General features: G+C 57.0%; 14 protein-coding genes, 2 tRNA genes and 3 rRNA genes. 9 read left to right on the top strand and 10 right to left on the bottom strand.

Translation table 11 applies throughout. The features are described from left to right. Positions 1-144 precede the first annotated feature (144 nt). The 6 genes from rrf to tyrS all read right to left on the bottom strand — a co-directional run bounded on the left by rrf (position 145) and on the right by tyrS (position 7,111). A 5S ribosomal RNA gene (gene rrf / locus HKK54_RS13680) occupies positions 145-260 on the bottom strand. 156 nt (positions 261-416) lie between these two features. Next, positions 417-3,310: ribosomal RNA gene (locus tag HKK54_RS13675) — 23S ribosomal RNA — on the bottom strand. A 246-nt stretch (positions 3,311-3,556) separates the two neighbouring features. Beyond that, positions 3,557-3,632, bottom strand: a tRNA-Ala gene (locus tag HKK54_RS13670). Between the two features lie 30 nt (positions 3,633-3,662). Then, a tRNA-Ile gene (locus HKK54_RS13665) sits at positions 3,663-3,739 on the bottom strand. 83 nt (positions 3,740-3,822) lie between these two features. After that, positions 3,823-5,359 (bottom strand): 16S ribosomal RNA (locus HKK54_RS13660). Together the 16S, 23S and 5S rRNA genes with 2 tRNA genes alongside form the textbook arrangement of a ribosomal RNA operon. 552 nt (positions 5,360-5,911) lie before the next feature. Further along, entirely contained in the window at positions 5,912-7,111 is a 1,200-nt protein-coding gene (gene tyrS, locus HKK54_RS13655; RefSeq protein ID WP_169387010.1) for a tyrosine--tRNA ligase, read from the bottom strand. 211 nt (positions 7,112-7,322) lie between these two features. Here tyrS and HKK54_RS13650 point away from each other — a divergent pair, with 211 nt between their 5' ends. Together HKK54_RS13650 and HKK54_RS13645 are read left to right on the top strand one after the other, a co-directional pair. Continuing rightward, positions 7,323-8,735, top strand: coding sequence for a peptidoglycan DD-metalloendopeptidase family protein (locus HKK54_RS13650; protein WP_169387009.1), 1,413 nt, complete (start codon positions 7,323-7,325; stop codon positions 8,733-8,735). 3 nt (positions 8,736-8,738) lie between these two features. Next, a complete protein-coding gene (locus tag HKK54_RS13645) occupies positions 8,739-9,830 on the top strand; it encodes an anhydro-N-acetylmuramic acid kinase (RefSeq protein WP_169387008.1) in 1,092 nt (363 codons plus the stop codon). 66 nt (positions 9,831-9,896) lie between these two features. Here the strand turns inward: HKK54_RS13645 and erpA are convergent, their stop codons facing one another. Both erpA and argC read right to left on the bottom strand, forming a co-directional pair. Then, complete coding sequence (erpA, locus tag HKK54_RS13640) at positions 9,897-10,247, bottom strand: iron-sulfur cluster insertion protein ErpA (protein ID WP_003176443.1); 351 nt, start codon at positions 10,245-10,247, stop codon at positions 9,897-9,899. Between the two features lie 162 nt (positions 10,248-10,409). Then, complete coding sequence (gene argC / locus HKK54_RS13635) at positions 10,410-11,444, bottom strand: N-acetyl-gamma-glutamyl-phosphate reductase (protein WP_169387007.1); 1,035 nt, start codon at positions 11,442-11,444, stop codon at positions 10,410-10,412. A gap of 136 nt (positions 11,445-11,580) precedes the next feature. Here argC and hemJ point away from each other — a divergent pair, with 136 nt between their 5' ends. The 6 genes from hemJ (at position 11,581) to coq7 (ending at position 16,095) form a co-directional block, all read left to right on the top strand. Next, positions 11,581-12,009, top strand: a complete 429-nt coding sequence (gene hemJ, locus HKK54_RS13630; RefSeq protein WP_169387006.1) for a protoporphyrinogen oxidase HemJ — start codon at positions 11,581-11,583, stop codon at positions 12,007-12,009. Between the two features lie 24 nt (positions 12,010-12,033). After that, entirely contained in the window at positions 12,034-13,002 is a 969-nt protein-coding gene (locus tag HKK54_RS13625; RefSeq protein ID WP_010167215.1) for an NAD(P)H-dependent flavin oxidoreductase, read from the top strand. 63 nt (positions 13,003-13,065) lie between these two features. After that, positions 13,066-14,031, top strand: coding sequence for a DUF805 domain-containing protein (locus HKK54_RS13620; RefSeq protein WP_010167217.1), 966 nt, complete (start codon positions 13,066-13,068; stop codon positions 14,029-14,031). A 62-nt stretch (positions 14,032-14,093) separates the two neighbouring features. Then, positions 14,094-14,882 carry an SDR family NAD(P)-dependent oxidoreductase gene (locus HKK54_RS13615; RefSeq protein WP_010167219.1) on the top strand — a complete coding sequence of 263 codons (789 nt, stop codon included), beginning with the start codon at positions 14,094-14,096 and terminating at the stop codon, positions 14,880-14,882. Positions 14,883-14,928: 46 nt separating this feature from the next. Then, the gene (locus tag HKK54_RS13610; protein WP_010167221.1) at positions 14,929-15,267 is read left to right on the top strand and encodes a histidine triad nucleotide-binding protein; all 339 of its coding nucleotides are present in this window, start codon (positions 14,929-14,931) and stop codon (positions 15,265-15,267) included. Positions 15,268-15,447: 180 nt separating this feature from the next. Beyond that, positions 15,448-16,095: a 2-polyprenyl-3-methyl-6-methoxy-1,4-benzoquinone monooxygenase gene (gene coq7, locus HKK54_RS13605; RefSeq protein ID WP_010167223.1), complete on the top strand. Its 648-nt coding sequence runs from the start codon at positions 15,448-15,450 to the stop codon at positions 16,093-16,095. 65 nt (positions 16,096-16,160) lie between these two features. On the opposite strand, the gene HKK54_RS13600 is transcribed toward coq7, so the two are convergent. Further along, the gene (locus tag HKK54_RS13600) at positions 16,161-16,583 is read right to left on the bottom strand and encodes an OsmC family protein (protein WP_169387005.1); all 423 of its coding nucleotides are present in this window, start codon (positions 16,581-16,583) and stop codon (positions 16,161-16,163) included. Positions 16,584-16,833: 250 nt separating this feature from the next. Here HKK54_RS13600 and crp point away from each other — a divergent pair, with 250 nt between their 5' ends. Continuing rightward, positions 16,834-17,478, top strand: a complete 645-nt coding sequence (gene crp, locus HKK54_RS13595) for a cAMP-activated global transcriptional regulator CRP (RefSeq protein WP_010167230.1) — start codon at positions 16,834-16,836, stop codon at positions 17,476-17,478. Here the strand turns inward: crp and HKK54_RS13590 are convergent. Beyond that, positions 17,475-18,170 (bottom strand): lipoate--protein ligase family protein, encoded by a 696-nt coding sequence (locus tag HKK54_RS13590; RefSeq protein ID WP_169387004.1) that lies wholly within the window; start codon positions 18,168-18,170, stop codon positions 17,475-17,477. The genes crp and HKK54_RS13590 overlap by 4 nt on opposite strands.

Below are 18,170 nucleotides of genomic sequence, written 5' to 3'. Positions count from 1 at the left end.
AAAAGCAAAATCGAGGGATGGACTTTAACATTGAAGGCAATCGTAGGCTGCAAGTGAGGAGCACTTGGGGCCGCTTGCCATGCTTTTCGACCGCCCAAAACAAAACCCCTGATTGCGTTAGCAATCAGGGGTTCTGGAATTTAATCTTGACGATGACCTACTCTCACATGGGGAAACCCCACACTACCATCGGCGATGCATCGTTTCACTGCTGAGTTCGGGATGGGATCAGGTGGTTCCAATGCTCTATGGTCGTCAAGAAATTCGGGTACTGAGTCGTGACCAGTTGGCCTCGCTTCAGCAAATTGGGTATGTGACAGCTTTCGGTGTTTGCAAGAATCGAACTTTCGGTTCATTTCGTCTTCACACACCGCAATCTGGTGCCTTTTCAGGTCAGCAAATTGCTTGGGTGTTATATGGTCAAGCCTCACGGGCAATTAGTATTGGTTAGCTCAACGCCTCACAGCGCTTACACACCCAACCTATCAACGTCGTAGTCTTCGACGGCCCTTCAGGGAACTCAAGGTTCCAGTGAGATCTCATCTTGAGGCTAGTTTCCCGCTTAGATGCTTTCAGCGGTTATCTATTCCGAACATAGCTACCCGGCAATGCCACTGGCGTGACAACCGGAACACCAGAGGTTCGTCCACTCCGGTCCTCTCGTACTAGGAGCAGCCCCTCTCAAATCTCAAACGTCCACGGCAGATAGGGACCGAACTGTCTCACGACGTTCTAAACCCAGCTCGCGTACCACTTTAAATGGCGAACAGCCATACCCTTGGGACCGGCTTCAGCCCCAGGATGTGATGAGCCGACATCGAGGTGCCAAACACCGCCGTCGATATGAACTCTTGGGCGGTATCAGCCTGTTATCCCCGGAGTACCTTTTATCCGTTGAGCGATGGCCCTTCCATACAGAACCACCGGATCACTAAGACCTACTTTCGTACCTGCTCGACGTGTCTGTCTCGCAGTCAAGCGCGCTTTTGCCTTTATACTCTACGACCGATTTCCGACCGGTCTGAGCGCACCTTCGTACTCCTCCGTTACTCTTTAGGAGGAGACCGCCCCAGTCAAACTACCCACCATACACTGTCCTCGATCCGGATAACGGACCTGAGTTAGAACCTCAAAGTTGCCAGGGTGGTATTTCAAGGTTGGCTCCACGCGAACTGGCGTCCACGCTTCAAAGCCTCCCACCTATCCTACACAAGCAAATTCAAAGTCCAGTGCAAAGCTATAGTAAAGGTTCACGGGGTCTTTCCGTCTAGCCGCGGATACACTGCATCTTCACAGCGATTTCAATTTCACTGAGTCTCGGGTGGAGACAGCGCCGCCATCGTTACGCCATTCGTGCAGGTCGGAACTTACCCGACAAGGAATTTCGCTACCTTAGGACCGTTATAGTTACGGCCGCCGTTTACCGGGGCTTCGATCAAGAGCTTCGCGTTAGCTAACCCCATCAATTAACCTTCCGGCACCGGGCAGGCGTCACACCCTATACGTCCACTTTCGTGTTTGCAGAGTGCTGTGTTTTTAATAAACAGTCGCAGCGGCCTGGTATCTTCGACCGGCATGAGCTTACGGAGCAAGTCCTTCACCCTCACCGGCGCACCTTCTCCCGAAGTTACGGTGCCATTTTGCCTAGTTCCTTCACCCGAGTTCTCTCAAGCGCCTTGGTATTCTCTACCCAACCACCTGTGTCGGTTTGGGGTACGGTTCCTGGTTACCTGAAGCTTAGAAGCTTTTCTTGGAAGCATGGCATCAACCACTTCGTTAACTAAAAGTTAACTCGTCATCAGCTCTCGGCCTTAGAATCCCGGATTTACCTAAGATTCCAGCCTACCACCTTAAACTTGGACAACCAACGCCAAGCTGGCCTAGCCTTCTCCGTCCCTCCATCGCAATAACCAGAAGTACAGGAATATTAACCTGTTTTCCATCGACTACGCTTTTCAGCCTCGCCTTAGGGACCGACTAACCCTGCGTCGATTAACGTTGCGCAGGAAACCTTGGTCTTTCGGCGTGGGTGTTTTTCACACCCATTATCGTTACTCATGTCAGCATTCGCACTTCTGATACCTCCAGCAAGCTTCTCAACTCACCTTCACAGGCTTACAGAACGCTCCTCTACCGCATCATCCGAAGATGATACCCGTAGCTTCGGTGTATGGTTTGAGCCCCGTTACATCTTCCGCGCAGGCCGACTCGACTAGTGAGCTATTACGCTTTCTTTAAAGGGTGGCTGCTTCTAAGCCAACCTCCTAGCTGTCTAAGCCTTCCCACATCGTTTCCCACTTAACCATAACTTTGGGACCTTAGCTGACGGTCTGGGTTGTTTCCCTTTTCACGACGGACGTTAGCACCCGCCGTGTGTCTCCCATGCTCGGCACTTGTAGGTATTCGGAGTTTGCATCGGTTTGGTAAGTCGGGATGACCCCCTAGCCGAAACAGTGCTCTACCCCCTACAGTGATACATGAGGCGCTACCTAAATAGCTTTCGAGGAGAACCAGCTATCTCCGAGCTTGATTAGCCTTTCACTCCGATCCACAGGTCATCCGCTAACTTTTCAACGGTAGTCGGTTCGGTCCTCCAGTTAGTGTTACCCAACCTTCAACCTGCCCATGGATAGATCGCCCGGTTTCGGGTCTATTCCCAGCGACTAGACGCCCTATTAAGACTCGCTTTCGCTACGCCTCCCCTATTCGGTTAAGCTCGCCACTGAAAATAAGTCGCTGACCCATTATACAAAAGGTACGCAGTCACAGAACAAAGTCTGCTCCCACTGCTTGTACGCATACGGTTTCAGGATCTATTTCACTCCCCTCTCCGGGGTTCTTTTCGCCTTTCCCTCACGGTACTAGTTCACTATCGGTCAGTCAGTAGTATTTAGCCTTGGAGGATGGTCCCCCCATATTCAGACAAAGTTTCTCGTGCTCCGTCCTACTCGATTTCATGACTAAGAGATTTTCGCGTACAGGGCTATCACCCACTATGGCCGCACTTTCCAGAGCGTTCCGCTAATCTCAAAGCCACTTAAGGGCTAGTCCCCGTTCGCTCGCCACTACTAAGGGAATCTCGGTTGATTTCTTTTCCTCAGGGTACTTAGATGTTTCAGTTCCCATGGTTCGCTCCATACACCTATGTATTCAGTGTAAGGTAACCATCTTATGATGGCTGGGTTCCCCCATTCAGACATCTCCGGATCAAAGTCTGTTTGCCGACTCCCCGAAGCTTTTCGCAGGCTACCACGTCTTTCATCGCCTCTGACTGCCAAGGCATCCACCGTATGCGCTTCTTCACTTGACCATATAACCCCAAGCAATCTGGTTATACTGTGAAGACGACATTCGCCGAAAATTCGAATTTCTCAACTAAGAGAACTCACAAATTTTACCTTAGCCTGATCCGTTACCAGTGAAAGTAACGTTCAGTCTATCTTTCTATCACATACCCAAATTTTTAAAGAACGATCTAATCAAAGACTAGAAATCAACATTCACCATCGCATTGATGGAATGCTCATTTCTAAGCTTTCATGACAGAAGCAGTTAGTGGTGGAGCCAAACGGGATCGAACCGTTGACCTCCTGCGTGCAAGGCAGGCGCTCTCCCAGCTGAGCTATGGCCCCGTATTTCTACAGGCGTTTCCCACACAAAATTGGTGGGTCTGGGCAGATTCGAACTGCCGACCTCACCCTTATCAGGGGTGCGCTCTAACCAACTGAGCTACAGACCCAATTTCGGGCTGCTTCTTTATCGTCTTCTTCAATGAATCAAGCAATTCGTGTGGGAACTTATGGAGCAGCTGATGTCGTCGATTAAGGAGGTGATCCAGCCGCAGGTTCCCCTACGGCTACCTTGTTACGACTTCACCCCAGTCATGAATCACACCGTGGTAACCGTCCTCCCGAAGGTTAGACTAGCTACTTCTGGTGCAACCCACTCCCATGGTGTGACGGGCGGTGTGTACAAGGCCCGGGAACGTATTCACCGCGACATTCTGATTCGCGATTACTAGCGATTCCGACTTCACGCAGTCGAGTTGCAGACTGCGATCCGGACTACGATCGGTTTTCTGGGATTAGCTCCACCTCGCGGCTTGGCAACCCTCTGTACCGACCATTGTAGCACGTGTGTAGCCCAGGCCGTAAGGGCCATGATGACTTGACGTCATCCCCACCTTCCTCCGGTTTGTCACCGGCAGTCTCCTTAGAGTGCCCACCATTACGTGCTGGTAACTAAGGACAAGGGTTGCGCTCGTTACGGGACTTAACCCAACATCTCACGACACGAGCTGACGACAGCCATGCAGCACCTGTCTCAATGTTCCCGAAGGCACCAATCTATCTCTAGAAAGTTCATTGGATGTCAAGGCCTGGTAAGGTTCTTCGCGTTGCTTCGAATTAAACCACATGCTCCACCGCTTGTGCGGGCCCCCGTCAATTCATTTGAGTTTTAACCTTGCGGCCGTACTCCCCAGGCGGTCAACTTAATGCGTTAGCTGCGCCACTAAGAGCTCAAGGCTCCCAACGGCTAGTTGACATCGTTTACGGCGTGGACTACCAGGGTATCTAATCCTGTTTGCTCCCCACGCTTTCGCACCTCAGTGTCAGTATCAGTCCAGGTGGTCGCCTTCGCCACTGGTGTTCCTTCCTATATCTACGCATTTCACCGCTACACAGGAAATTCCACCACCCTCTACCATACTCTAGCTCGTCAGTTTTGAATGCAGTTCCCAGGTTGAGCCCGGGGATTTCACATCCAACTTAACGAACCACCTACGCGCGCTTTACGCCCAGTAATTCCGATTAACGCTTGCACCCTCTGTATTACCGCGGCTGCTGGCACAGAGTTAGCCGGTGCTTATTCTGTCGGTAACGTCAAAACAGCAAAGTATTAATTTACTGCCCTTCCTCCCAACTTAAAGTGCTTTACAATCCGAAGACCTTCTTCACACACGCGGCATGGCTGGATCAGGCTTTCGCCCATTGTCCAATATTCCCCACTGCTGCCTCCCGTAGGAGTCTGGACCGTGTCTCAGTTCCAGTGTGACTGATCATCCTCTCAGACCAGTTACGGATCGTCGCCTTGGTGAGCCATTACCCCACCAACTAGCTAATCCGACCTAGGCTCATCTGATAGCGCAAGGCCCGAAGGTCCCCTGCTTTCTCCCGTAGGACGTATGCGGTATTAGCGTCCGTTTCCGGACGTTATCCCCCACTACCAGGCAGATTCCTAGGCATTACTCACCCGTCCGCCGCTCTCAAGAGAAGCAAGCTTCTCTCTACCGCTCGACTTGCATGTGTTAGGCCTGCCGCCAGCGTTCAATCTGAGCCATGATCAAACTCTTCAGTTCAAACATCTTTGGGTTTTTAAGAAACCCTAAACTTGGCTCAGCAATCGTTGGTTACATCTTTGATTTCTCGCGGAGTAACTTGTGATGCTGATAATCTTGCTGACTATCAGTCTGACTCCACAAGCACCCACACGAATTGCTTGATTCAGTTGTTAAAGAGCGGTTGGTTAAGATCTTTCGTCTCAACCGAGGCGCGCATTCTACAGCAGCCTCATTTGCTGTCAAGTGATTATTTTCAGAAGTTTTCAAAGTTTCCTTTGTAACTTCAACCACTTGCGCTTCCGATCTCTCGTTAGCGGGAGGCGAATTCTACAGCGTTACACGCTGCTGTCAACACCTCTTTTTCTCCGCTTTCGACCGAGAAGATCGAACCGTTAACAGAGCCAAACTACACCGCTCTATCAACTCCTTCCAGGCTTCGATGATCTGAAGCAGCTCGCTGTCGAAACCTACATAACTCTTTGTTTACCAAGGAGTTTTCCGTTTCGACTGCGCCGGAAGTGGGGCGAATTATAGACAGATATAAATCGCCGTCAACAGTTAATTTCAGGTTTATTCGGATTTAAGCGTAATACGCGCAAATGCCTTCTTGCCGGCCTGACAAACATGGGTCGCGCCCAGTTCGTATATAAAGGTGCGATCGACAACCTCACCATCTATACGTACACCACCGGAACCCAGAAGGTCGCGCGCCCCTGCCGAGTTCTTCACCAGGCCCGCCTTATTAAGGACGGCCGCGATCGGCATTGCCTCGGCAGCAGTCAATTCAATCTCCGGCAGATCATCCGGCAGCTCGCCATCCTTCATGCGGTTACCCGCAGCGCGGTGAGCACTGGCAGCAGCCTCTTCACCATGGAAGCGCGCAACGATCTCTTCAGCCAGCTTGATCTTGACGTCACGCGGGTTCGCACCGGCTTCTACATCGGCACGCAAGGCATTGATCTCGTCCATCGAGCGGAAGCTCAACAGCTCGAAGTAACGCCACATCAACGCATCCGGAATCGAAACCAGCTTGCCGTACATCACGCCCGGCGCTTCCTGGATACCTACATAGTTACCCAAGGACTTGGACATCTTCTTGACGCCATCCAGCCCTTCCAGCAACGGCATGGTCAGAATGCATTGAGCCTCTTGCCCATACGCACGCTGCAGCTCACGCCCCATCAGCAGGTTGAACTTCTGATCGGTACCGCCCAGCTCGACATCGGCACGCAACGCCACCGAGTCATACCCTTGAACCAGCGGGTAGAGGAACTCATGGATTGCGATAGGCTGATTGCTGGAGTAGCGCTTGTCGAAGTCATCGCGCTCGAGCATGCGGGCAACGGTGTACTGGGACGTCAGACGAATGAAGTCCGCCGGCCCCATCTGGTCCATCCAGGTGGAGTTGAACGCCACCTCGGTCTTGGCCGGATCAAGAATCTTGAAGACCTGGGTCTTGTAGGTCTCGGCATTATCGAGAACCTGCTCACGGGTCAACGGCGGACGCGTAGCGCTCTTGCCGCTCGGATCGCCGATCATCCCGGTGAAGTCCCCTATAAGGAAGATCACCTGGTGCCCCAGTTCCTGGAACTGACGCAGCTTATTAATAAGCACCGTATGCCCAAGGTGCAGATCCGGCGCCGTCGGATCAAAGCCAGCCTTAATACGCAGGGGTTGGCCACGCTTGAGCTTTTCGATCAGCTCCGCTTCGACCAACAGTTCTTCCGCACCACGTTTGATCAGCGCTAGCTGCTCTTCAACCGACTTCATAACAGACCCGCAAGGCTCAGATTCAAAAGGGAACCAACCATACAAGATCAGGGACTAATTACAAGTTTTGCCCTGCGCACGGACACCGTTCAGCAAGCCTAGCGTTCGCAAGCTTGCACCACAGATGATTTGGTTATATTTTATACAGTTATTTCATCTTCATCATGTCATTCATCTTTTCCAATTCATCTTTTCAAAGTCAAAATTACTTATGACCACAGAACCGTCTAAAGCGCCGCCGCTTTACCCGAAGACCCACCTGCTCGCCGCAAGTGGGATCGCCGCCCTTCTGAGCCTGGCACTCCTGGTATTCCCTTCCAGCGATGTAGAAGCCAAACGAACGACACTGAGCCTTGACCTTGAAAGTCCGGCTGAGCAACTGACACAAGATCAAGACGCTTCCGACGCACTACAAGCCACAAATGGCGCCGCAGAATCGCCGTTTGCCCAGATCGAAAACAGCGCCGAAGACACTAAAGAGACTGCACAGGCCGAGCCTGCAGTAGAAGCACCCAAGAACCCGCTACACCGTGAAGTGATTGTTGCCAAAGGCGACACCCTTTCGACCCTGTTCGAAAAGGTCGGCCTTCCTGCCGCGACAGTTAACGATGTGCTGGCCAGCGACAAGCAGGCCAAGCAGTTCACCCAGCTCAAGCACGGCCAGAAGCTTGAATTCGAATTCACCCCCGACGGCCAGTTGAACAACCTGCACAGCAACGTCAGTGACCTGGAAAGCATCACGCTGACCAAAGGCGCCAAGGGCTTTGCGTTCAATCGCATCACCACCAAGCCAGTCATGCGCTCTGCCTATGTACACGGCGTGATCAACAGTTCGCTGTCGCAATCCGCCGCCCGCGCCGGCCTGTCCCACAGCATGACCATGGACATGGCCAGCGTGTTTGGCTATGACATCGACTTCGCCCAGGACATTCGCCAGGGTGACGAATTCGACGTGATCTACGAACAGAAGGTCGCCAACGGCAAGGTCGTCGGCACCGGCAACATCCTTTCTGCGCGGTTCACCAACCGCGGCAAGACCTACACCGCCGTGCGCTACACCAATAAACAAGGCAACAGCAGCTACTACACCGCCGACGGCAACAGCATGCGCAAGGCTTTCATCCGTACTCCGGTTGACTTCGCCCGTATTAGCTCGCGTTTCTCGATGGGTCGCAAGCATCCAATTCTGAACAAAATTCGCGCTCACAAAGGCGTCGACTACGCCGCCCCGCGTGGCACGCCGATCAAGGCCGCCGGTGACGGCAAAGTATTGCTGGCGGGTCGCCGTGGCGGCTATGGCAACACGGTGATCATCCAGCACGGCAACACCTACCGTACGCTGTATGGCCACATGCAAGGCTTCGCCAAAGGCGTTCAGACGGGCAGCAACGTCAAGCAAGGCCAGGTGATCGGCTACATCGGCACCACCGGCCTGTCCACCGGCCCGCACTTGCACTATGAGTTCCAGGTCAACGGCGTGCACGTCGACCCGCTGGGTCAGAAGCTGCCGATGGCTGATCCCATCGCCAAGGCCGAGCGCGCTCGCTTCCTGCAGCAGAGCCAGCCACTGATGGCCCGCATGGATCAGGAGCGCTCTACCCTCCTGGCCTCGGCGAAACGCTAAGCCATGTCGCTCTATATAGGTGTGATGTCCGGGACCAGCCTTGATGGCCTGGACGTTGCGCTGATCGAGCAGGCCCCGGCGATCAAGCTGATCGCCACCCACTACATCCCCATGCCTGAGTCCCTGCGTTCCGAGCTGCTCGGCCTTTGTGCCAGCGGCCCGGATGAGATTGCCCGCTCGGCGATCGCCCAGCACCACTGGGTGACACTCGCCGCCCAAGGCATTCATGCCCTGCTGGACCAGCAGAAGCTCAAGCCCCAGGACATTCGCGCGATTGGCAGCCACGGGCAGACCATTCGCCACGAACCTGCACGGGGTTTTACCGTACAGATAGGCAACCCGGCGCTGCTCACCGAACTGACCGGAATCACCGTCGTCAGTGACTTCCGCAGCCGCGATGTCGCCGCCGGTGGCCAAGGCGCGCCGCTGGTGCCCGCCTTTCATGAGGCATTGTTTGGTGAGCGTACCGGCAACCGCGCCGTGTTGAATGTCGGCGGCTTCAGCAACCTCAGCCTGATCGAGACCGGTAAACCGGTCGCAGGCTTCGACTGCGGCCCGGGCAATGTCCTGCTCGATGCCTGGGTTCACCAGCAACGCGGCGAGAACTTTGATCGCGACGGCCAGTGGGCGGCCACAGGAAAGGTTGAACCGCAGCTACTCAAGGCGTTGCTCAGCGACCCATTCTTCGTGACCAAAGGGCCAAAAAGCACTGGGCGCGAAGTCTTCAACCTGGGATGGCTGGAACATCACTTGGGCCGGTTACCGTCATTCGCAGCTCAGGACGTACAAGCCACATTGCTTGAGCTGACCGCCCAGACGATCGTCGAATCCCTGCAAACCGCACAACCTCAAACCGAGGCCCTGCTGGTTTGCGGCGGCGGCGCCCACAACACGACCTTGATGAACCGCCTGAGCGCCTTACTGCCCGCCACTCAAGTGAGCAGCACCGCCACCTACGGCGTAGACCCCGACTGGGTCGAAGCCATGGCCTTCGCCTGGCTGGCCCATTGCTGCCTGGAAGGCATCGCCGCCAACCGCCCCAGCGTCACCGGCGCCCGTGGCCTTCGCGTACTCGGCGCCATCTACCCCGCCTGAACTCCACACAGCAAAACGCCGCTTGACCCTATCCAGGCCAAGCGGCGTTTTTACTTCCGCTGTCGATCAGATCGAGAACGAAGACCCGCAACCACAAGTGGTGGTGGCATTCGGGTTCTTGATCACGAAGCGCGAACCTTCCAGACCTTCCTGATAGTCCACCTCGGCTCCTGCCAGGTACTGGAAGCTCATCGGATCGACGACCAGGCTTACGCCCTCGCGCTCAACGATGGTGTCGTCATCGGCCACGTCTTCATCGAAGGTGAAACCGTACTGAAACCCTGAACAACCGCCGCCCGTAACAAATACGCGCAGCTTCAAGCGATCATTACCCTCTTCATCGACCAGGCTCTTCACCTTGTGCGCAGCACCGTGGGTGAATTGCAAAGCCGTGGGGGTGAAGGATTCAACGCTCATGCTGATAATCTCCCGGCGTAGCGCCGCCATATGCGTGATGGCGGGCATTATCCGCTTCTCCTAGAAAAGCGGTCAACTATTGTTACGGTATATCAATCTGCGCAGCGGCCATTAAAAACACGAAAGGCCCGATCAACGGGCCTTTGCGCAACAGCAGAAAACTTACGGCAGCATGCCCGCGTGGGACAGGCCCAGCTTCTCATCCAGGCCAAACAGGATGTTCATGTTCTGCACGGCCTGGCCAGACGCGCCCTTGACCAGGTTATCGATCACCGACAACACCACCACCAGATCACCATCCTGCGGACGATGCACCGCGATACGGCACACGTTGGCACCGCGCACGCTGCGGGTTTCCGGGTGGCTGCCCGCCGGCATCACATCGACGAACGGTTCGTTGGCATACCGTTTTTCAAACAGCGCCTGCAGATCCACAGAACGATCGACGACGGTTGCATACAGGGTGGAGTGGATCCCGCGAATCATCGGCGTCAGGTGCGGCACAAACGTCAGGCCAACCTCTTTGCCGGCTGCGCGACGCAGCCCCTGGCGAATTTCCGGCAAGTGACGGTGGCCTTTGACCGCATAGGCTTTCATGCTTTCCGACGTCTCGGAGTAAAGCGAACCGACTGCAGCGCCACGACCAGCGCCGCTGACGCCCGACTTGCAGTCAGCAATCAGCCGCGATGCGTCCGCCAACCCGGCCTCCAGCAAGGGCAGGAATCCCAACTGCGTAGCGGTCGGATAGCAACCCGGTACGGCAATCAGGCGCGCTTGCTTGATCTGCTCGCGATTGACTTCCGGCAGGCCATACACCGCCTCTTCCAGCAGCTCCGGCGCGCCGTGTGGCTGGCCGTACCACTTGGCCCACTCATCGGCGTCCTGCAGGCGGAAGTCTGCCGACAAGTCGATTACCTTGGTGCCAGCGGCCAGCAACTCGCCCGCCAGGGCATGGGCAACACCGTGGGGGGTGGCAAAGAACACCACATCACACGCACCCAGCGTCGCGATATCCGGAACGCTGAACGCCAGGCCGTCGTAATGGCCTCGCAGGTTCGGATACATGTCGGCCACCGCCAGGCCGGCCTCGGATCGGGAAGTGATCACCACCACCTCAGCTTGCGGATGCTGAGCCAACAGACGCAGCAATTCGACACCGGTGTAACCCGTGCCGCCGACGATACCGACCTTGACCATAAACCTGCCCTCAACGAACCCACTGGAAAGCCGTCGATAATAGGGTCCGTATCGTCCTGCGACAACCGTCAACGTGACGTGTAGACGCTTGAGCCACTACTATCTTCAGCTACCGTGAACCTGGGAATAACTAAAAATGCTTTATCTATGGGTCAAAGCCTTTCATATCGTCAGCATCGTCTGCTGGTTTGCCGGGCTGTTCTACCTTCCGCGCCTGTTCGTCTATCACGCCCAAAGCGAGGACACCGTCAGCAAGGAACGCTTCAGCATCATGGAGCGCAAGCTGTACCGCGGCATCATGGGGCCGGCGATGATTGCCACCCTGATCTTCGGTGGCTGGCTGATCTACCTCAACCCCGCCATCTTCCAATCCGGCGCATGGATCCACGCCAAGTTGACCCTGGTGGTGTTGCTCATCGGCTACCACCACATGTGCGGCGCGCAGGTAAAACGTTTTGCCCGTGGCGAAAACACCCGCAGCCATGTCTTTTATCGCTGGTTCAATGAAGTGCCGGTTCTGATATTGCTGGCTATCGTAATTTTGGTCGTGGTCAAACCGTTCTAATTCCTATTACTCGGGGTACTTCCAATGTCGCTGCCCGCTTCGCTCGAACAAAACCTGCGCCTGCCCGTGGTGGCTGCGCCGATGTTTCTGATTTCCAATCCGCAACTGGTCCTGGCTTGCTGCCGTAACGGGATCGTCGGCAGCTTCCCGGCACTCAACCAGCGGGAAAGCAGCGGCTTCAAGGCGTGGCTGGAAGAGATCGAAGCGGGCCTGGCGCTGCTGGACAAACCGGCGCCCTACGCGGTCAACCTGATCGTGCACAACAGCAACCCGCGTGTGGAAGCTGACCTGGCGATCTGCGTCGAGCACAAAGTGCCGATCGTCATCACCAGCCTGGGCGCGGTGAAAGAATTAGTGGACGCCGTACACAGCTACGGCGGCCTGGTCTTCCACGACGTCACCACCCGGCGTCATGCCGAGAAAGCCGCTGAAGCCGGCGTGGATGGCTTGATCGCCGTGGCAGCGGGCGCCGGTGGCCATGCCGGCACCTGGAGCCCGTTCTCGCTGATTGCAGAAATCCGTCAGTTCTTCGACAAGACCCTGCTGCTCGCGGGCTGCCTCAACCACGGCCACGAGATCCTGGCCGCGCAACTGCTCGGCGCCGACCTGGCCTATTTCGGTACCCGTTTTATCGGCACCACCGAAAGCCATGCCCCGGATGCCTATAAAGAGATGCTGCTCACATCGCGCGCCGCCGACATCGTGCACACTCCAGCCGTCTCCGGCGTTCCCGCAAGTTTCATGCGCCAGAGCCTGGAAAACGCCGGTTTCGACCTCGCTGCGCTGCAAGGCAAAGGCGAAGTCAATTTCGGCTCCAAGCTCAAGCCACTCAACGACGAAGCCAAAGCCTGGAAGACCGTGTGGTCTGCCGGCCAGGGCGTCGGTGAAATTGATGATTTGCCCAGCGTCGATGAACTCGTGGCCCGCCTGGATGCCGAATACCGCAAGGCGCTCGAGCACGCGGCGCAATTGCCTAAACGCTGGCCACGCTGATCCGCGATGTAAAGCCTGCTGATCGAAGCAGGCCTCCCCCCTTCAAGTGACAAGGATGCCCGCATGAGCGACAACCGTTTCAAGATTGTGTTTGATGGCGCATTGCTCCCGGGTGTCGAAAGCACCACCGCCAAGCTGAACCTCGCCGAGCTGTTCAAAAGCGAAGTGGAAGCCATCGAAAAGCTCTTCACCGGCCGCCCGGTCGCCCTGAAACGCGACCTTTCCCGCGCCGATGCCGAGACCTACCTGCAAGCGCTGAAAAACGCCGGGGTCGATGCGCGCATTGAAGAAGAGCAACCCGTCGCCTTCAGCCTTGCCGAAACCCACGAAACGGACTCCGCCAGCGCCGCTGATTACACCCGCCCGGCCGCTTCGCCTTACGCCCCGCCCCGGGCCGCCGTCGGGGAGAACCTGCCGGAGTTTTCCACCCTTAAAGTATTCACCGTCAACGGACGTATCGGGCGCCTGCGCTTCCTGGCATGGACGCTGGTGTTAAGCGTGGTGATGCTGCTCGTCTCGGGCGCGTTCTTTACTGTCGGGCTGGGGATCGCGGCGGTGTCCCCGACGATTGCCATGGTCATTGGCTTCTTGGTCGGGATCGCCCTCCTCGTGGCCGCGGTGTGGGTGAGCGTGCAGATCACGGTGCAGCGCCTGCATGACCTGGGTTGGTCCGGCTGGCTGTGGTTCCTGCACCTGGTGCCCTTCGTAGGCAGCATCTTCCCGATTCTGCTGATGGTTCTCCCGGGCAATACAGGCGCCAACCAGTACGGCGCACCACCGCCGCGCAACTCTACCGCGGTAAAAATCCTGTCCGCCCTGTGGCTGGCATTCATTCCGCTGGTGTTTGCCGGCGCAGTGTTAGTGGGCATGAGCGGCTACCTGGATCAACTGGAAAGCGACGTAGGCGGCAGCTACGAAAGCAGCTCCATCAATTCCGATGACGACAGCGACCAGGCCACCACAGTCGATGAAGTCGACGTGCAAAGTGCTGACGACACAGCCGAACCTGTAGACTCTACGCAACAGTGAAAAACGCCCGACGCCTGTGACGCCTCTGTCACAGGCCCGGTAGCGTTGCGATGGAGAAACGCATGACCCGTTACGCTCTGATCACCGGTGCCTCCAGCGGTATCGGCCTGGCCTTGGCCGAAGCACTGGCCCGTCGCGGCCGCAGCTTGATTCTGGTGGCCCGCCAGCGTGATCAGTTGGAAAGCATTGCAATCGAATTGACTCAGCGCTTTGGCGTCGAAGTACTGTTCCGCGCCTGCGACCTGGGCGAGCCCTTGCGGCTGTCCGGGTTCCTGCTGGAGCTTGAGGAAGGCGAACGGCAGATCGACCTGCTGGTCAACTGCGCCGGCATCGGTACCAGCGGCCCGTTCCTGGCGCAGGACTGGATGACCGAGCAGGACCTGATGGAAGTCAACATCCTGGCCCTGACCCGCATGTGCCACGCCCTCGGCAATGCCATGGCCCTGCACGGCGGCGGGCAGATTCTCAACGTCGCGTCGGTTGCCGCTTTCCAGCCGGGGCCGTGGATGAGTACCTACTACGCCAGCAAGGCCTACGTGCTGCACTTCTCCGAAGGCTTGCGCGAGGAACTGAAGACCTGCGGGATCAAGGTCTCGGTACTCTGCCCCGGCCCGACCCGCACTGCGTTCTTCGGCACCGCACAAATGGACACCGCCAAGCTGGACCGCAGCCAACAGCTGATGAGTCCCGAGGAAGTCGCGCTCTACACCGTGCGCGCCCTGGCCAAGAACAAAGCCATCATCATCCCTGGCCGGCGTAATCGCTGGCTGGCGTTCAGCCCGCGGCTGAGCCCGCGCTGGCTGACGCGCAAGATCGCCGGCGCCATCAACAAGGCCTATTGCCCGCGCTGATCGCCTGCGTACACTCACCCTGCACTTTCACAATGGAGAAACAGCTGTGGATACTCTGTTCACCAAGATCATCAACAGAGAAATACCCGCGAGGATCATCTACGAAGATGACCAGGTCCTGGCCTTCCACGACATCGCGCCAATGGCACCCGTGCATTTCCTGGTGATTCCGAAAAAGCCGATCCGCACCCTCAACGACCTCACCGAGGAAGACAAGGCGCTGGCCGGGCATATCCTGTTCACCGCCCAACGCCTGGCCGTTGAACAAGGCTGCGAAAAGGGCTTCCGCGTGGTGATGAACTGCAACGAAGACGGCGGGCAGACCGTTTATCACATCCATATGCATGTACTGGGTCAGCGCCAGATGAACTGGCCGCCGGGCTGAGCACTACCTGTGGCGAGGGAGCTTGCTCCCGCTGGGCCGCATAGCGGCCGCACAAAACCGGGAGCGCTGCGCACTCCAGCGGGAGCAAGCTCCCTCGCCACACAAGCAATTTGACCCAGCGCAAACGCTTCCCCCTCTCTTGCGGTAAACTGGCCGCCGAGATTCTTCCCGGAGGTCAGCATGACTACCCAACGTCACTACTCGCCGATTGATCGCCTGTTGCTGCAAGCCGATACGGCCATGCGCACGCTGCTGCCCTTCAGCGGCCAGCCGCACCGCCCGTCGCCCGCCATCGTGCAGCCAGAAGCGCAGATGAGCGAGACCGAGACCCGCCACGTCGCCGGCCTGATGCGCATCAACCATACCGGCGAAGTCTGTGCCCAGGCGCTGTATCAAGGCCAGGCCCTGACCGCCAAGCTGCCGCAAGTGCGCGCCGCGATGGAGCATGCTGCTGAAGAAGAAATCGATCACCTGGCCTGGTGCGAACAACGTATTCGCCAGCTGAACAGCCACCCGAGCGTGCTGAACCCGCTGTTCTACGGTTTATCGTTTGGCATTGGCGCAGTGGCCGGGCTGATCAGCGACAAAGTCAGCCTGGGTTTTGTGGCCGCCACCGAGCATCAGGTGTGCAAACACCTCAATGAGCACCTTGAGCAACTGCCGGCCGAGGACGAAAAATCCCGGGCGATTCTTGAGCAGATGCGCATTGATGAAGAACATCACGCCGAAAGCGCGCTGGACGCGGGCGGTTTCCGCTTCCCGGCACCGGTGAAATTTGGCATGAGCCTGCTGGCCAAGGTCATGACCAAGAGCACTTACCGCATCTGAGCCAGGTCCTACAAAAAACAAGAAAGGGCGCCTTTAAGCGCCCTTTCTTTTTGCCGATTGAAGAATCAGCCCAACTCAATGATCTCGTAGTCATGAGTGATGACAACGCCGGCAGCGCCCAGCATGATCGAGGCCGAGCAGTACTTCTCTGCCGACAGCTCAATGGCGCGCTTGACCTGGGCTTCTTTCAACGCCCGGCCCTTGACCACGAAGTGCATGTGGATCCTGGTAAACACCTTGGGGTCTTCGGTCGCACGCTCGGCTTCCAGGAACGCTTCGCAGCTTTCCACCGCCTGGCGGGACTTCTTCAGGATGCTGACCACGTCGAAATTGCTGCAACCGCCTACACCGAGCAGGAGCATTTCCATCGGGCGTACGCCCAGGTTGCGGCCACCGGCCTCCGGCGGGCCATCCATGACCACCACGTGGCCACTGCCCGACTCACCGAGGAACATGGCTTCGCCCGCCCATTGGATGCGTGCCTTCATCGCCCAGACTCCACTGCTAAAAAAGGGTCGCCAGCTTAGCACAGGGCTTTGGGCCGGCAGCGTTTCCCATGAAAGCGATCAACAGCAGCGTTTGCTGGGTAAATTCCCTAATGGAGTCAGAATGTGTCTGTTAAGCTGGCGCCAAATCAATGGCGCATTGCCATCCACCGGATGATGTAGCTTAACCGTTGATCGCGCTGGACAAAAAAACAAGCTCAACAACACCGTGCAGTCTTTTCGGGATACAACCATGGTTGCTATTACTCCCACACCCAAAATCAAGAACCTCGACAAACTGCTGATGCATTGTCAGCGCCGGCGTCATCCGGCCAAGCACAACATCATCTGCGCGGGCGAGCGCTCGGAATCCCTGTTCTTCATTATCAAAGGCTCGGTCACCATCCTGATCGAGGATGACGATGGTCGCGAAATGATCATCGCCTACCTCAATACCGGTGATTTCTTCGGTGAACTCGGGCTATTCGAACAAGCCGGCAAGGAACAGCAGCGCAGCGCATGGGTGCGGGCCAAGGTTGAATGCGAAGTGGCGGAGATCAGCTATGCGAAATTTCGCGAACTGGCCCAGCAGGATCCCGACATTCTGTACGCCCTGAGCGGCCAGATCGCCCAGCGCCTGCGAGACACCACGCGTAAAGTCGGCGACCTGGCGTTCTTCGACGTCACCGGCCGGGTTGCCCGCTGCCTGTTGGAACTGTGCAAGCAACCAGACGCCATGACCCATCCCGACGGCATGCAGATCAAGATCACCCGCCAGGAGATTGGCCGGATCGTGGGTTGCTCAAGGGAAATGGTAGGCCGGGTGCTCAAGGACCTGGAGGAACGCAACCTGGTCCATGTCAAAGGCAAGACCATGGTGGTATACGGCACCCGTTAATCCGGCAGGAAACTCGCGAGCATCTGGCGGTATAACGTGTCGAGCCGGGCGATCGCGTCTGGCGCAGCAAAGGCCTCGTGCAGGGCGATGTGGCTTTCGGCACGCACCCGTTGTTCCAGGCCGCAGGCTCGATTGAAGCGATTGACCGCCGCGATCAACTCGACGCGATAGTCGTCCAGCAGCAATGCACCATGCACCAAGCCCACCGGACGCCCGCCACTCTGGCGCCAGCGCTGGGCGGTACCGACCATTTTGCGGCCATCGAGGTTGACGTTGTAGCGACCGTCGCAAAACGCACCGTCGATCTCACCCACCGACGCATTGCCGCCCAGTTCGATAAGCAGGTCGCAAATCGGCTGGCACAAACGCTGGTAGCCGGTTTCGATGCGGCCTTGGTCACCTTCACTGCGCGGCGGCGCGTAGACCAGCGCGATATTGACCGTGGCGGCCGATTGCGGGACGGGCTCACCGCCCGTTTCCCGCAACAGCACTGGCCAACCGGCGTCAGCCGAGACCTGACTGGCGGTTTCGAATGCCGGAAGCCGGCTCAGACGACGAGGCATCACCAGCGCTTGGTCACTCGGCTGCCAGAACAACAGGCCGAAGGGTTGCTCACCCGCGCAGACGGCGGCTAGCAAATCCTGCTCGGCCTTAAGGCCTGCCTCCACCGTCATCGCCACCGGCTGGGTCAT

This window comes from Pseudomonas sp. ADAK13, assembly GCF_012935715.1.
Classification (GTDB): domain Bacteria; phylum Pseudomonadota; class Gammaproteobacteria; order Pseudomonadales; family Pseudomonadaceae; genus Aquipseudomonas.
The sequence above is the reverse complement of the archived record's forward strand: the minus strand, read 5'-3'. Positions and strand labels throughout refer to the sequence as shown.